The organism is Paenibacillus sp. FSL P4-0338 (assembly GCF_038002365.1).
In the GTDB taxonomy this organism is placed as follows: Bacteria; Bacillota; Bacilli; order Paenibacillales; family Paenibacillaceae; genus Paenibacillus_AQ.
Genome location: NZ_JBBOCG010000001.1, coordinates 1,738,840 through 1,755,274, shown reverse-complemented (window position 1 = coordinate 1,755,274; position 16,435 = coordinate 1,738,840). Strand labels below are relative to the sequence as shown.

Sequence of the window (16,435 nt, the reverse complement as noted above, 5' to 3'; positions counted from 1 at the left end):
ATATAGCTCCTGCTTTCTTGTTAATGTAATGGTTGTGATGAATGGCGATCACGAATTTGTTGCTGCTTATGACCCAGGTTCTTCTCCACACTCAGGAATGCCAGCAGACCAATTAGTATCACACTGGTTATGGTCTCCAGACCTACGAAGGAGAAGGTGATTACCTGCTGAACAGCATCGTTTTGAGTGGAAATCAGGTCTCCTGCAGCATTGTAGTAAGGTGCGGCGTAGCCGGCCTTCGACAGCAGCCCGTTAAACATTCCGGTGCAGAGGCCCACCATCGTAACGGAAATTGTCGTGTAAATCGACATCGCAGTCCCGTCGCAGCGGAAGCCGTTCTTCCACTCCATATGGTCGAGTGTGTCAGCGAAAAGCGCCATGAAGATATATGCACTGGGCAATAGCCCCATGTTCTTGATGAACTGGCCGGTCAGTATCACGGGCATGCTGGCCGGGAATAGCCAACATAGTCCGCTGCCGATAGTGACCAGCATGAAGCCGATTGCGGTGATGTTCCGCTTGCCGAATTTTTTGGCAAGCGGCCAGACAATCACAATGCCAATCCCCAGCGGGATGCCACCGATCAGGGAAATCAGGGTCTGGGTTATACCGTCGTTATAGCTCCCAAGCACATAATTGCAATAATAGATTAGACTCAGGTTTTTTAGACAGACTGCAAAGGTATAAATTAGGAAGTACAGCAGAATAACCAGCATGTAGCGGTCAGATACAACCGCTTTCAATTGGGTGCTGAACGGAAGATTACCCCCGCCTTCCTGCTCTTCCCTTTCTGCGCTCTCGGCGGTGACTCTTTCCCTAGTGAAGAAATACTCCAGTAAGGTTAGCGGCAGCACCAGGATCGAGACGATGCACATCACGAGGATCCAGCGGCTCTTGTCCACCCCGATAACTGGCAGGATGAGCATCGGGAAGATCAGGGCCACAATGATTCCGCTCATCATGATCACCGAAATCTGGCTGAACACGGACAGCTTACCCCGCTGTGCGCTATCTCTTGTCGACAGCGGGACCATCAGATTGTGGCCCACATTATAGGAGGTGAAGGCAATCGAGTAATACAGGTTATACGAGATAATAATCCAGATCACCTGAATCTTCGTATCTGCTTGAGGCACCAGGAACAGCAGCATTCCGGCAATCATCATCAGCGGAGCGGACAGAAGGAGCCATGGCCGGGCCTTGCCCTGTTTCGTCCGGGTCCGGTCAATGACATAGCCCATAACAATGTTGGCCACTGCGTCCAGAATCTTCGACAGCATCGGGAACAAGACCAGGAAGGCGCCGCCGGCAACGGAGGTTAAGCCTAGAACATCGGTATAATACACATTAAGATAAGAGGCCAGTACCGCATTTAGCAGGAGTGCTCCGGTAGGACCGATTAAATAACCGAACCAACGCTCCTTGGCTGTGGTTTCAGACTGGGTAATCCGTGAGTTCAGCCACCGGGACTGGAAGAACGCTTTCATATGATTCATTATGCTACTCCATTCTTTCTGTGATTTATCCTCAGTTTAGAGTAGTCGTATACCAATGTATTGTAGAAACGTGACCTTAATTTCGTTTTTCTGAACATGCTTAAAAAAGTCCCGCATTCCATTATGAACGCAGGACTTTGTGCTTGGACTTTGGGGGAACTGACTTTATCTAGCTGTTCGAGCTCATTCTTGATGATGCATAGCATTCCGATACTTGAGAGGAGTCAGCCCGGTTTCACTTTTGAACAAATTCTGAAAATAGCTCTGAGAAGAGAAGCAAAGATAGCTGCTGATCTCACTGAGCGGCTTGCCCGAAAAGGCCAGCAGACACTTGGATTTCTCGATTTTCTCACGGTTGATATAGTCGTTCAGGCTGACCCCCAGGTCGCGCTTAAAGATCCGGGAGAGATAGGAGACGCTGACACCTAGCTCGCGTGCCAGCTCCCGAACCAGAATGGCTGTGTTCATTCTTTTGCGAATCAGACGGATACAGCTCTCTGTTAATGAAGAGACATCTGCCGGATACTTATTCTCCTCCACTCTTTTGGCACAATCCAGCACCATCTGCTGCCTAAGAAGAGACAGCAGATCTAAGCGCGTCAGGCTTTCTGCCTGCTGAATGTACAGATCGCTGAGATGGTAGGCCATCTCCACATCCAGTCCGCCCTCGATAGCCGCCCGGGTTACAAGCGTTGCCGTGGAAATGAAAATATTCTTCTCCTGACGCAGCGCATCCTTTGACATTGTTCCTGCCCTAGCACGTACAGTATTTTCGAATAAGTCATTCAGCTTATCTGTAGAACCGCTTCGGACATAATATATGATCTGGCGCTCCAGATTGTAGGTGTCATGGACCGGAGGCTCTCCGTCAGCCTCATACAGCATCTCTGATAAATTAGAGTGAATGTCCGGTTCGAAGCGCTGGAACTTGTTGCCGGAGAGCAGCAGCGATTCGGCAGCGAGCCTTTTCTGGTTCAGTGCGAAATGAAGGAAGCAGAGCGCGCTCAAGAAATTCTCAAAGGTAATCACCGGGATACAGTTGATAAATGCAGTAAATTCTTCTGAATACTGCCGTGCAATCGCAGAGTTGATCATCGTTCGGGATAAGTGGCCCGCCGAGGGCTTCATGTGGAATCCGGGGCCAACGACGAATACCCCTCCTCCGTTCTCCTCCGATATAACACCGTAGAACATAATTTCGTCCGTCACACGGTAGTAAACTGCTTGCTGATTTGGCAGGAGCTGCTGCTGCATCGGTACGGCAGGATCAATGAACGAAGGAACATCAGGCAGCATCCGTATAAGCGAATTACCAGTGTAGTAGCGAATCGGCAGACCGGTAAGATTATAGAAGGAATCCATTACAAAATGCACATTCTTCGAGAGCATGCCTTCCCCTCGTGTATAGTCACAGTTCCAGACTTTTAAGACAGTCATTCACCACTTTCTGGGAATAATAATATTGAAGCTTGCCGTATATGAATCCATATCTGTACGTCTCCACCGACATAATCAGAAAAATATACAATTTGTATAATTCAATTCGTCTTAAATCTTCGGAATCAAGCACTTTATTATCGTTTAGTCTGCCGGTATAGCTCTTCCAGAACCCCTGTTCCTCTCTAACATCTTTGAACAAAAGAAATGCGGGCGGAAAATCAGCGTACGGGTCCCCCCAAAAGGAGCGCTCAAAATCAATTATGGCTTCGATCTCATAGTCATTGCCGTTCGGAACCAACATAATATTCCCCGGCCAAAGATCGAAGCTGACAAGACTAGGCGAAGTAAGAGCTTCGAGCAAATGCTCCTGCTTACTAACTACCCTCTCAATGCGTTCATAAGGCAGTTTTACCTTCAGCCTCTCTCCGTCCGCAAGGATAGATTTCAGCATGTGACGATAGGCTTCCTTCCAGGAGGAGAACTGACATTCCGGTTTGTCCGTGAAATAGCCGAAGTAATTCCCTCTAATCTGGTGCAGCTGCGCAAAATAATCGCCTAACCTGCTTTTTATGTTCTCCTTCTGAGTCTGGCTGAGCCTTTTTCTAAGACTATGCATACTTTGACCCTTTAGCGCACTCATAAAGAAGTAATCGCTGGGGATTAAGCTTCTGCTGAAATCAGAGCAAATTACACGTGGAGCCGGTATGGACGTTTCAGCGGATATTTTATGGTATACTTCAACTTCCGTCTGCATGAGATGGTGTTCATAAGAGAGTAGCTCGGAAACAGGCGGCGACGATACCTTTAGAACAAGCGGTTCCAGTCCACCTGTTCTTTCGATAAGATAAGCTGCGTTAAACATCCCGCCTTTTAACTCCTGAATAGAACGCAGCTGACCTCCATCTTTGAAATTCACTTCAACCAGTTTAGCGATTTGCGTTTCAGACAATCTGAATTTTGTTGTACTCTTCATAGTCCCTCCACTTTCCCGCTGGTTGGCGTCTGTTCGACTCCCCGGTGAAGTTAGATAGCTTCACAGTTGAACGTATAATATCCGCTTTCAAGCTTGTAGTGCTCTCCATTCGGCATACTAAGGGTACATAGAGCCGATACCGGAACTTCAATATGGATAGTAAACTTGTTATCCTGTATGCTCCATTCAGAAGATACCCGTCCATAAGGGGTCTTAATACTGCCTTTGGCTGATGTAATTCCGCCTCCGAGGACGGGGGCAATCTTGAAGGTCCTATACCCTCCGCTGGTTGGCTCCATTCCAACCATTCGTCTGTATAACCAGTCTCCTACTGCCCCATTCGCATAATGATTGAAGGAGACCATACCTCCGCCGGATTCTTCATCCTTTTTGTTTCCGCTAAGATCACCAATATTTACTGTTCCATCCGGACGTAGTGCATCCCAGCGTTCCCAGATGGTTGTTCCTCCGGCTTTAACTTCATACAGCCAAGACGGGCAGCCTTCCTGAAGCAGCAGCTCATATGCTTTATCGGGGTATCCATTATCGGATAGAGCGAATAATAGATAAGGGGTTCCTGTAAAACCGGTGGTTAGCTTATTGCCTGCCTCCCGCACAAGCCGGACAAGATTGTCCGCCATAACAGCCGTCTCTGTACCTTCTGTCATATTGAAATGAAGCGGAAGCACGTAGGCAGTCTGAAATTCTTTCTTTAGGTTGCCTCGGCTATCTGTAAAGACTTGGCGGTAAGCTTCATTAATCCTGGATCTTAGCTTCCGGTAATATGCGGCATCCTCTTCATAGCCAAGCAAGTCAGCGATTTGGGCAGCCAATCCGCAGGAGTTGGAAAAATAAGCTGTCCCCACCCACTTGCCCTTCTTAAGCCACTGTCTGGCCGTCTCGTCCGGTGCACACCAATCTCCAAAGTGGAACGGAAAACGCCAGACGTGACGGCTGCTAGAAGTGAAGGAAAGAAATTCAGACCACCACTTCGCCGCTTTTAGAAATTTCTTAATCGTTGGATATTGCCGCTCCAACAGCCGTTTGTCGCCACGGGCAAGGTATTCTGCCCAAGGTACAAGAATGCAGCTGTCGCCCCAAGCAGAGGTAGCCATCCTTGGCCAATGGTCCCCTGCGCGGGGAATGACCATAGGGAGGCCTCCACCTGGTGCTTGCTCCGCCCGCATATCTGCCAGCCATTTGTCCAGAAACCGGCTTAGATCAAAGTTGTAGCAGGCAGTCCTGGCAAAAACGGCAAGATCACCGGTCCATCCCTGACGTTCATCACGCTGCGGGCAGTCTGTAGGAATATCAACAAAGTTAGATTTGCCGCCCCAGCGAATATTGCTGTGTAATTGATTAATTAATTCATTGGAGCATTCAAATTCACCTATTTCTTCAAAATCGGAATGAAGCACCAGCGCCGATAATTGCAAGTCTTCCGCACTTATTCCGCGTACACCAACATAACGGAATCCCATATAGGTTAGGCGTGGAGAGTAGGTTTGCGGACCCTCCTTACAGATATAGGTCGCTGTCGCTTTTGCAGTACGCAGCGATTTAACGAACAGCTCCCCCTCAACAAGTACCTCTGCATGACGAAAGATTATCTCCTGATTCTTTTTGCCAGACAGCTTGGCAGAGATGACTCCGGCAAAATTCTGACCGAAATCATAGATCACTTCACCGCCGGGTGAATGAGTACATGAAATCGGTTTCATCTCTTCCTGAGCACGGACCGGATCTCCGTACTGTGCCAATAATAGCGGACTATTACGTGGAGCTGTCAAGGTTGCCTGTTTCCAAGCGATTTGTCCCAAATCCACAGTAGCATCATAAGTCTCCCCGTCATACCATTCGGCCATCCGGTAATTACCCTCTTCGGAGACTTGCCAGGATTCATCAGTTACCACGATCTCATACGATCCGTCCGTATATTCGAGATGCAATTCGCACAGAAAGGCTTGCCGGTCTGCACTGATCTTGTTCTTACGGACGTAATTGAAGGAGCCGGCTGCCCAGCCCCCGGCTACGACAGCGATTAACATATTCTCAGACCCGAGTAAGCCGCTAACGTCATACGTCTGATATTGTATTTGATGATCATAAGAGGTGAAGCCTGGAGCAAAATAGTCCGTCCCCACCTTGTCGCCATTCAACATCAGTTCGTAGACGCCGAGTGCCGTAGCATTAATCCAGGCACGGCGAACGGATTGCTTCGTTGTGAACGCACGCTTGAATGTCATTGGAACAGGTGACACTTTTTTGGGGAAATCATAACCTCCATCTGTGATCCACTTTCCCTGCCATATCCTTCCCAAGCGTCCAGTTTCAAAAGAGGTTTCGGCAACAGCAATTTGTCCGCTTGTACCTGTTGCAGTGACATGGACATTATAGGTTGAGAAGGGTTCTAGTTCTCCGCTGTATAAATTATTGATTTGATCTGTGGTTTCATATTCCCAGTCCCCAATAGTTATCACTGCACTTAATAAGCTTTCGCCTTTCACATCGGAATCGAGCGCAAATGAAATATTAGGACTTCTGTCGGTAATACAGCCTTGTTCCATATTTTCTATCTTTAAATTTGTTATTCTAAGCACAATTGTGTTCCTCCCTGCGGTTTTCCTCCTTATTGTAATTCAGAAACAATTTTTGTATATTCCCGTCCATCCTCTTTGCCTTGAATAGGGTTCCACACTTGGGCGAAGAACGGTTCGCGTTTGGCACGTTCTTTGTAATTCCAGGTTTCGCGCTCACATTGCGGGCAGAAATGTCCTCCCTCCAAAATCAGCTTGGGGCTGGCATTAAAGGTATGGCCGAATGCACATTTGAAATCAAGCTTATCCGTCCAGTTCCCCGTCTTCATCTCTGCAGACAGGCATTCGCCACCGCGGAAGGCTGCCGCCCCTTTCATATCCTCAATATTTAACTCTGAGGCTGGCTTATTCTCATCGTAACCGTGGTCAAGCTTGATTACTTTATTCCAATCGGAGAATTTCTTCATTTCGGACAGCTTCTCCGGAATCGCCTCCCAGTTTGCCTTGCTTCCCCAATAAGCATCGATTTTCTCAAGATCATTATCCTCTATAAAACGTAGCGTTCCGCGTTCTTTCACAGCCTGCTTTTTCATTGTACGTTTAATCATAGCCCCCATGAATTTCTGCCCTCCCGGGAGCTTCGTGATGACCTTCGCTACGGGGACGAGTGCGCCAAGATTATCGAGGTAGCTCTGATAGAAGTATTCCATCGTATCCCGGCGGAAGTGGAAATAATCCTCCAGCTTGTCGGAATCCAAATAGTATTGTCCATGGAAATTCCGGGTGGCATACCATTTCGGATTGATGACATGATCCAGATTGGTAATGCCAAGCTTGCCGTACAGCACCTGGTACATCTCGAGTGTGCTCACTCTGCAGCTTTCGCCACCGCCAATGTTGTAAATATGCTGCCAGAATGCCTGATCAAGCTCACCGTCAATATCCTGGATGCACAGGTTACGCATTAATCGTCCTGAATCCCGGTCCGACACATACTCAAGCACATTCTCCAGACAGTTATGGAACATAATCGGGTCCTGAATCTTGCTCATCGCAGGTCCCATAATACCGGTCTGGCGGAGACTCACCCAATAGCTGAGCCCGGATTCAATCACCATACGCTCGGCAGCAATTTTAGAAACAGCATAATAATCGTACACACTTGGCTTCAGAGGATCGCCCACACGGCCCCAATGGATCGGCGGCATACGGTCACCTGTCTCAGCAATTGTACCAATGTTTACAAAGCGTGTTATCCCTGCCCGGCCGCTTTTCTTAATGGCGTCAACAATGTTTTGGGCTGAACCATAGTTAATCTGCATGGCCCGTTCGGGAAACTCATCAGCCGCAGGAGAAACAAAAGCAGCGATATGAAGAATAATGTCGGCATCCTTCACACATTCTTCCACCAGGCTGCGATCCAACAAATTACCATAGACTATTTTCACACTGTTCAGCCCTTCATATTGCTGAAGCTTCTCACGGCTGTTCGGATTGTCTAAATCGAAGAGCAGCAGCTCGCATTTCGCCAGATCGTTCATAAGCAGCTTTAAGGTCTCTCCACCCATATTGCCTGCTGCGCCTGTAATCATGATCCGTTTTTTCTTCATTATTGTTCACCTGCATCATTAGTTTATTGACAAGTCATTCGTCTACCTTCATACTACAGACACGGTGTCTATTTAACAACCATCAGTTGTTTTATGCTTTGATGTAATTTAGACATTTGAGATCACAGTGTCTATTTTTATAGAAATTTTATGGCTTGGAGATGATTTGACCATGAATCAACGGGAACGGTTAACCAAACTATTGTTGAAGCAGAGCTTGATCCGCTTGCTCAAAGAGAAGAACATAAGCCAAATCAGCGTTAAGGAATTGTGCACCTCAGCAGGCATCAACCGCTCCACGTTCTACTTACATTATGCCAATGCTTACGACCTGCTTGAACAAGTTGAACAGGAGATTATTAATAACACAAGTGCCTATCTGGATAAAATTGAAGCTGGAGACAGCGGTACTACCTATATCCTGGCATTTCTGGAGTACATTAAAAAGGATGAGGAGCTATTCACTGTCATGCTCCTCACCTCCAATGAAAACGTGTTATTTCCCAAACGCCTGCTGAATGAAATTCTCAAGAATATTGATAGCCAGCTTCAACTCAACGTACCTGAACGGTTGAAACGGTATACTTATTCCTACCTGGTCAATGGAAGCCTGGCGATCATTCAAGAATGGATACAAGAAGGATTTATCCTCTCCAGTCATGAACTGGCTGAGCTCATCTTCACTTTGGCTGACCAATCCTTAATGGCGATTATACCGGCAGAAGAGAACTGAGTTTCTTATTGATTGCTCTAAGCAGCATTACGCTCCAGCTCTTTCATTACTGATTCACCTTCAATGTCAAGGTTGGGCAAGATCCGGTCCAGCCATTTCGGCAGATACCATGCGGATTTACCCATTAGGGTCATAACAGCCGGAACGATGAGCAGTCTTACTACAAAGGCATCGAAGAGAATACCAAAGGCAAGTGCGAAGCCCATAGACTTGATAATCGGATCTTCGGCCAGCATGAAGCCGGTAAATACGGAGATCATAATCAGACCCGCTGCTGTTACTACACCGCCACTGTGCCCCATTCCCGCCAGCACGGCTTGTTTGGCATCCCCTGTATGTTTGAATTCTTCACGCATCCGGCTAACGAGGAAAACCTCATAATCCATCGCAAGGCCGAAAAGAATGCCTACAACGATGATGGGAAGAAAGTTTAGAACCGGACCTGCACCATAGAAGCCAAAGACGCTGCCCAGATGACCATCCTGAACGACAAAGACTACAAATCCAAAGGTTGCTGCAAGAGATAGAATAAAACCCAGCACCGCCTTCACTGGCACCAGCAGCGAACGGAATACGACCATCAGCAGTAGAAACGCCAGTCCGACGATGATGAGACAGAATTTAGGCAGCGCATCACTCAGATTCTGCGAAATCTCAAGATTAACGGCTGTGCCGCCTGTGACCATAAATTCCACATGGTTCTTATCTAGAATATCAGGAGCCTGATCTCTGATTGCATCTATAAGCTTAGTCGTTTCCATATCATGCGGCCCCGTCGCCGGGATAATATTGATCAGTGCAACTTCTCCGGACGGTCCGGGAATAGCCGGTGATACCGTGCCTATATTGGAAATAGTCTCCAGTTCCTTTACCCCGCTTGATACATTGGTCATGAAATCTCCTTCACCTTCGGCAACGGCCAGAACAATGAGCGGACTGTGATAGCCTTCGCCGTACCCTTCCGAGAGCAGGTCATAAGCCCGGCGCTCCGTTTTTTCCGTTGATTTCAGCCCGTCGTCGGAACTCCCCAACTGCAGATGTGAGAACGGTAAGGCAATTACACCCAGCAAGATCATTCCTAGAATAACTATCGTCCAAGGCTTACTTGTTACAAAATGCCCCAGACGGTTACTTTTTGCGTTCATCCGTTTACGAGGCTTCAGCCACTTGTTTCCGCTTGAAGCAGTGACCTTGCTCCCCACCGCGCTGAGCACAGCAGGAACCAGGATGATCGAGGTCAGCATGGCTAACAATACACAGAATGCACCAGCCAGCCCCATAGCTGTCAGAAACGGAATGTTCACGACGGCCAGACCGGCCAGTCCGATGATCACCGTTATAGCTGCGAAGACTACGGAGCTGCCTGCTGTAGCATTTGCGATCGCTATTGATTCCCGGTTGCTATAGCCCGCGGCCAATTGTTGACGGAACCTGGAGACAATAAAGAGCGCGTAGTCTATGCCCACCGCCAGCCCAAGCATAGCGGCGAGCGCCATGGAGGTTGAGGGAATATCCAGCATATTAGAGCCGATTATTACACCGAGCAAGCCAATCCCGAGGCCTACCACTGCAGTTGCAATTGGCAATACTCCGAGCAGGAAGGAACTGAAGGTGATAGACAGAACCAGAAAAGCGATGAGTACACCGATGACTTCTGACGGACCCATGATTTTCATCTGGACGTAAGCAGACCCCGTCAGTTCAGCTTGCCAGTCTAAGAAGTGCATGTTTTCAGCTACAGCTGTGATATGTTCTCTGGAAGCTTCTGTGACTTCACCAGCAGGTGTTTTGTAGGTGATGTCCATGTAGGCTATCGTCTTGTCCGCATTTAGCGACCGGTTATCATAAGGTCCGGCTACGGACTTCACTTGCGGATCTTCCATAATCTCTTTTTGTGTTTTCTGAATGACGGTCTGAGAGGCTTCTGAGGACAAGCTTTGACCTTGTGGTGCTTTCATGACGAGCCGGGTTTGTCCCCCATCTTCCTGTGGTCCGGCGAATTCTTTGTTTAACAGATCAATCGCTGCTTGGGATTTCAGCCCTGGAATAGATGTGTTGTTACTGAACGCTGGCCCCAAGCTTAGCGCAAGTATTGCAAATGCCACTAAAACTGCAAATCCTCCATACATAACAGCTTTCGCATTGCTTGCTGACCAATGACCTAAACGGTATAAATATTTTGCCATTTCGTGTCCTCCCGACATCCTATTGTTGTGTATTCTCTATGTATTTAGTGTATAGGAAAAGCTTAAAGGGCGAATCGTACCAAGGGGAAGGTGTGGACATGTACTTTTGGGAAGTAACAAACAGCAAAAAAAGACACTATCCCGGCATATCCCAGGGTGGGAATAGCTAGATAATGTCGAGTGACTAGATATGAAGAATGCCCTGTTCTATGGCAGTAGCTACGGCCTGGGCACGTGATTCTACTCCAAGCTTACTGTAGATATTGGTCAAATGCGACTTAATTGTCCGCTCCGTAACGCCCATATCAAAGGCAATTTCTTTACTCTTAAACCCCCGGGCCACAAGCTGCAAAATGAGCAGCTCCTTATCCGTAAGGTTAACGGGTTCTGTATCCCTTGCCCCGGCAATTTTTGACCGTTCCTTTGCCGCGAATACTTTAGTTAGGATATCAGCCTGTAACAGGGTACTTCCCCGGATTGCCGATTCAATGGTCCGGAATAATTCGTCCCGGCTTGTATCTTTGAGCAAATACCCTTTGGCCCCCAGGGCCAGCGCATTGATCATTAATCCATCCTCATTGTAGGTTGTCAAGATAATGACAGGAATCTCAGAATGTCTCGCTTTTAAGGCTTGTAGCGTCTCCTCCCCGCTCATTACCGGCATATTCAGGTCGAGAAGAACTACATCGGGTGACAGTTCATCGATTAAACGGAGAGCGGCCTGTCCATTTTCTGCCTCTCCTGCAATCTCAAAATGGTCATCTGTCTCCAAAATCATTTTTAATCCTTCTCGGACCACCATGTGATCATCTACAATAAGTATTTTATATGAGTTCATTTCCCTTCCCCTTCATGGATTGGAACTTCAATTTGGATGTGTGTCCCGGTTGGACGACTCTTAATGTCCAAGTTCCCTCCGATTAACCGTACGCGTTCTTGCATGCCCAATATGCCATAGTGTCCCGTTTTTTGTCCGATTAGGTTGGTGTCAAACCCAGCACCATTATCTCTGACCTCCAGGTGGAGGATACCTGGCCTTTCACTTACATTTACCCATACGCTATCCGCTTTAGCGTGCTTGGTTATATTCATCAAGCATTCACTGATGATCTGTAAGCTATGCTCTTTTATCGTTCCCGGCAAAAGAGAGACAATCTCAATTTGACTGTGAATATGGATGCCTGTCGCCAGGGTAAATCTGCGTATTTCATTGCCGACCGACTCCTCAAATTCAATGTTAGCCGCCGACTTCACTCTGAGGTTGTCTATCGCCAGCCGGGCTTCCGCCAATATTCTCCTGGCCTGTCCCATGGATATCTGAAGGAATTCCTGGGATCTGGAGGTATTTCCATTAGTAAGGTGAGCATTAACCGCTTCAAGCTGCATAATAATTCCCGCTACCCCCTGTGCCAGGGTATCATGCAGATCACGCGCAAGACGTTGACGTTCATTGGCGAGTGTCAATTCTTCCACTTTTTTATGAGCCTTTTCAAGATCTCTCAGAAACGTTTGTGTGCGGATTCGGGCATGGACCTGTTGGAAAAATAATGAAGCATAGGCAACTACTAGAATCAGCATTAATGAAAATAACGGCATCATAAGATAAAGGTCATATTGATTGCCCAAATATAACATGGTGTAAAAGAAGATAACCAAACAGTATAGTGCAACAAGTGTAATTTTTCGTTTTTGATAGTAGATCCCAATGCTTTGACCAATAAGAACAGGAAGCAGGCCAATAAGAACAGCCGGAGAACTATATGGCATTAATAAAGCGCATGTTAAAATCAGCAGTCCTTGAACTAAAAAGAAGATCCATACTTTAGTTTTGGGGATTTTGTACAAATTCCAATGAAGATAAAGATGGACTATATAGCATAAGGTGAAAATAAGAGTATTTACCCAGTTCAACCCGTATACCACTTGAAGTATCACTGAAGCTGCGTAGACTAATGAAACCCAGAGTAAAACAGGAAACCGGGCAACGATGATTTCATCATTTATTTCGTTTTGAAGGTTTTTATCATTCTTAAACATATTCAGGATATTCATACCCTTCCGCTTTCAATTATTGAAGTCATTGTATTCATCCTCCCCTGCTACATACGATTGTACTACAGTCATACAGTTGTTGAATCGTACAAAAGGGAGGTTTACCCTGTACGAAAGGGAACTTTGAGAATGTATACAAACAAAAAACCGCGTTACCACGGTTTTTTGAGATAGGTTCAGTTATTACAATTAGAATGTTACAGGGAATGCCTTGACTCCTCTTATAATCATGCCAGGTCTCCATTCCAGCTGCTCTTCTTCAACTTCCAGCCGGATATCCGGCATTCTTCGGAGCAGTGCACTAACGGCAATTTCTCCTTCGAGCCGGGCGAGAGGAGCACCGAGACAATAGTGAACCCCTTTACCAAAAGCGATATGGTCATTGACTTTCCTGGTAATATCAAAGGTATCCGGCTCTTGAAATTTAAGGCTATCACGATTCGCTGAGAGTAAGGACACGAACAGCATATCTCCTTGGCGAATTTGTTTGCCATCTAGCTCTAAATCTTCGGTTGCCCAGCGGATATTACTTACCTCAGCCGGCCCGTTGAAGCGTAACATTTCCTCAATAGCGGATTGAATGAACTCGGGCTGGGCAAGAAGCATTTGTTTCTGTTCCGGATGCTCCAACAGTGCCAGCACGCCATTTCCAATCAAGTTAACGGTTGTCTCATGACCAGCAATAATCAGCACAAATACAAGCGCGTACAATTCTTGCTCTGTTAGGGCTTCCCCTTCTTCCTCAACGCTGATTAAAGAACTGATAAGATCATTTTGTAAATGCTTGCGCCGCTCGGCAATAAGTTCCTGTAAATAATCCACGAAGGCCTTCATGACCTCATCGCTAGCCTGGTCAAGCTCCGGATTATTGAATCCTTCCATAATAACATCGGACCATCCTCTGAATCTATCCTGGTCCTCCAGAGGCACACCCAGCATTTCACAGATGACTATAATAGGGAGCGGGAAGGCATACTCTTCGATTAGATCCATTTTCCGGGTGCCTTTTCCAGCAATAGTATCCAACAACTCCTCGCTAATCTCCTCGATCCGCCCACGAAGTCCTTCAATCATCCGGGGTGTAAAAGCTTTTTGAATTAAACGCCGCAATCTGCGATGATCCTCAGGGCCAACGCTAATCAAATTTCGAGAAATAACTTCCTGGTGCGAAGGCAAAGAAGCTTCTTCATTACCGGCATTCGGGGGATTCGTCACAAAACGTGAGTCCTGCAAAACCTTAAGCGCATCCTCATACCTGGAGACTAACCAGGCAAATTGCCCGCCCGGCAGCAGAAAACGATGTACCGGCTCCTCTTCGCGCAGCCGTTCATAAGCTGCAAAGGGCTGCTGGATAAAAGCCTTGTCCATAAAATCAACTTCAGGTCTAGTTGGGTTGGCATTCTCATTCATGGTCAATAATCGAGGCACCTCCAAAATGATAGTATTGGTATCATTACAATAATAAGAAAATCGTTCGCGGCGAAGGAAACTGCTATGACAAGTTGAGCCGTATCTTTGACGCATTCATTTTTTTCGGTATTACCGGACACCAGCAGAGTTCAAAACTGATAGAAGCTTTTGAATGTTACGTGGCCTTATCAAAAGAGCCGTTGGAGGATATCGCTCTTTATCAAGCTCAATATAACCGGTTAGTCGCCTTGTTTAGCGAATTGGCTGACCTTGGAGTTAAGGAAGCGGAGCAGCTTAATATTTTGAAAAAGATATTTTTAAGTCAGATTAAAGCATAAGAAGGACAACGTCCTCATTGGTTAACAGAACCAATTCAGTTTATTGTTGACTACGGCGTTCTTCCAGTTCCTTTACAATCTGAGGATACTTCGCATCCAGGTCATACTTGCGCAGGCAGAGATACGTAAGCACGAGTATTGCCACAGGAAGATATACAGTAAGAACAAGAATACTGGTTATTGCGGAATCCGGCTGTGTGGTTAATGTTCCATCATAATCCCCCATGGCCAGAATCCACCCAATCATCGCTGCGGCTAGGCCCATACCAATTTTAACTCCAAAGCTGTTTGCACTATTGACCATCCCCACCAGACGCTTACCTGTCTTCCATTCACCGTACTCTACAGTATTATTGACGAGCACCCCGCCCACAGCCATCATGGGGATGGTTGCCAGAGTTGTTATTCCACCGAGCACTAATGCAGCGACAAAGCTATATGGCATGAAACAGCGGATACCCAAGGCAGCGATTCCGACGATCAGCCCGATACGTGCAGTGCTGGAAAGGCCAAACTTTTTAATCATTGGTCCCACAAGAGCGAAGCCGAGAAATACCGGAATCAAACCAACAGCACCCATGATTCCGATCAGATCCTCATTACCTAAAATATATTTGGTATAATAGATCCCCGTTGAGCCGTTAAGCGTATACATCATATTAATAAATAATTGAGCAAACAACATGATGATCCAATATTTGTTCTTAAACAGGAGCTTTATACTTTCCCAGAAGGGTACGTTATCGCTTTCATTCAAATTGACGTTAGCATTGTTCTCTTTGGAGGAAAGGAAGGTCAGGACCAGTGCAATGGCTGATAATAATCCAAGCACGACGGCAACGATGATCCAAGCCTTCTGATCTCCACCCAGCATATTGGTAACCGGAATTAATACAACAGAGACAACGATTCCAATCATGTATCCGAAGATGGTACGGGTAAGGCCCATCTTACCGCGTTCTTCTACGCTTTTCGTACGAATGGCCATTAAGCTTCCGTACGGAATAGCAATTCCCGTGTAGACAATGGCAGAAGCGAATATTACTGTAGCCAATGCATAGATCGTTTTCACCGTGTTAGATGCATCGGCAGGAACTGTAAATAGCAAAATGATAGCGGCCAGTGCCGGGAGAGCCATCCACAGCATCCAAGGCCGTGCTTTCCCGTACTTCGATTTAGTACCATCAACGATACGGCCCATTAGCAGGTCCGTGAATGCATTAACTAACTTGGTGATCAGCATAATTGTGCCTACTGTTGCAGCTGCAATACCCACCTTATCTGTATAAAAGTAAGTAACCATCCCAATAAGTCCGCTAATGGAGTTCAGTGCAATTTGTGCTACACCGTCACCTAAGTAATGATGAGGCCGCATCGTTTTCTGGATACCCTGGGCATCAGTACCTAATGGTTTCGATTTTTTGGTTGGTGTTACAACCTCTGTACTATAAAGATCCGTTGTTTCATTCATTATTTTACCCCCGTTTGCCTTATAATGATAACGCTTTCTATTCCTTATTTTAATCCTCTGTTATAAATAGATATGGTATCGTAATTGTTTTTTTGGAAATATGATTGCTATCTCAACATTTATTTTAAGCGCTTTCATCCCTGCAGTTTCTAGGTTACATTAAAATAAAAAGGGCATTGCAGTTATCCT

General features: G+C 46.5%; 12 protein-coding genes. 2 read left to right on the top strand and 10 right to left on the bottom strand.

Annotated features, from left to right (window positions below):
• Window positions 1-20: 20 nt before the first annotated feature.
• The 5 genes from MKZ07_RS07540 to MKZ07_RS07520 all read right to left on the bottom strand — a co-directional run bounded on the left by MKZ07_RS07540 (window position 21) and on the right by MKZ07_RS07520 (window position 8,056).
• Entirely contained in the window at window positions 21-1,496 is a 1,476-nt protein-coding gene (locus tag MKZ07_RS07540; protein ID WP_341025426.1) for an MFS transporter, read from the bottom strand.
• A 183-nt stretch (window positions 1,497-1,679) separates the two neighbouring features.
• Complete coding sequence (locus MKZ07_RS07535; protein ID WP_341025424.1) at window positions 1,680-2,933, bottom strand: helix-turn-helix domain-containing protein; 1,254 nt, start codon at window positions 2,931-2,933, stop codon at window positions 1,680-1,682.
• Window positions 2,905-3,909, bottom strand: a complete 1,005-nt coding sequence (locus MKZ07_RS07530) for a phosphotransferase family protein (protein ID WP_341025423.1) — start codon at window positions 3,907-3,909, stop codon at window positions 2,905-2,907. Before MKZ07_RS07530 ends, MKZ07_RS07535 begins: the two co-directional genes overlap by 29 nt.
• Before the next feature lie 50 nt (window positions 3,910-3,959).
• Window positions 3,960-6,155 (bottom strand): alpha-L-rhamnosidase, encoded by a 2,196-nt coding sequence (locus tag MKZ07_RS07525; protein ID WP_341025421.1) that lies wholly within the window; start codon window positions 6,153-6,155, stop codon window positions 3,960-3,962.
• A 383-nt stretch (window positions 6,156-6,538) separates the two neighbouring features.
• Window positions 6,539-8,056: an NAD-dependent epimerase/dehydratase family protein gene (locus MKZ07_RS07520; protein WP_341025420.1), complete on the bottom strand. Its 1,518-nt coding sequence runs from the start codon at window positions 8,054-8,056 to the stop codon at window positions 6,539-6,541.
• A 127-nt stretch (window positions 8,057-8,183) separates the two neighbouring features.
• On the opposite strand from MKZ07_RS07520, the gene MKZ07_RS07515 reads away from it, so the two are divergent.
• Window positions 8,184-8,789 carry a TetR/AcrR family transcriptional regulator gene (locus MKZ07_RS07515; RefSeq protein ID WP_143804166.1) on the top strand — a complete coding sequence of 202 codons (606 nt, stop codon included), beginning with the start codon at window positions 8,184-8,186 and terminating at the stop codon, window positions 8,787-8,789.
• 17 nt (window positions 8,790-8,806) lie between these two features.
• Here MKZ07_RS07515 and MKZ07_RS07510 read toward each other — a convergent pair whose 3' ends face one another.
• From MKZ07_RS07510 to MKZ07_RS07495, 4 genes are all read right to left on the bottom strand, one after another.
• Window positions 8,807-10,894, bottom strand: a complete 2,088-nt coding sequence (locus MKZ07_RS07510; RefSeq protein ID WP_341025419.1) for an MMPL family transporter — start codon at window positions 10,892-10,894, stop codon at window positions 8,807-8,809.
• Window positions 10,895-11,159: 265 nt separating this feature from the next.
• Window positions 11,160-11,813: a response regulator transcription factor gene (locus tag MKZ07_RS07505; protein ID WP_341025417.1), complete on the bottom strand. Its 654-nt coding sequence runs from the start codon at window positions 11,811-11,813 to the stop codon at window positions 11,160-11,162.
• Entirely contained in the window at window positions 11,810-13,027 is a 1,218-nt protein-coding gene (locus tag MKZ07_RS07500) for a sensor histidine kinase (protein WP_036701438.1), read from the bottom strand. The genes MKZ07_RS07505 and MKZ07_RS07500 overlap by 4 nt, the downstream gene beginning before the upstream one ends.
• 189 nt (window positions 13,028-13,216) lie before the next feature.
• Window positions 13,217-14,437, bottom strand: a complete 1,221-nt coding sequence (locus MKZ07_RS07495; RefSeq protein WP_341027917.1) for a cytochrome P450 family protein — start codon at window positions 14,435-14,437, stop codon at window positions 13,217-13,219.
• 92 nt (window positions 14,438-14,529) lie between these two features.
• On the opposite strand from MKZ07_RS07495, the gene MKZ07_RS07490 reads away from it, so the two are divergent.
• Window positions 14,530-14,775 carry a hypothetical protein gene (locus MKZ07_RS07490; protein ID WP_036701435.1) on the top strand — a complete coding sequence of 82 codons (246 nt, stop codon included), beginning with the start codon at window positions 14,530-14,532 and terminating at the stop codon, window positions 14,773-14,775.
• A gap of 40 nt (window positions 14,776-14,815) precedes the next feature.
• Here MKZ07_RS07490 and MKZ07_RS07485 read toward each other — a convergent pair whose 3' ends face one another.
• Window positions 14,816-16,246, bottom strand: coding sequence for an MFS transporter (locus MKZ07_RS07485; protein WP_051494066.1), 1,431 nt, complete (start codon window positions 16,244-16,246; stop codon window positions 14,816-14,818).
• Between the last annotated feature and the right edge of the window lie 189 nt (window positions 16,247-16,435).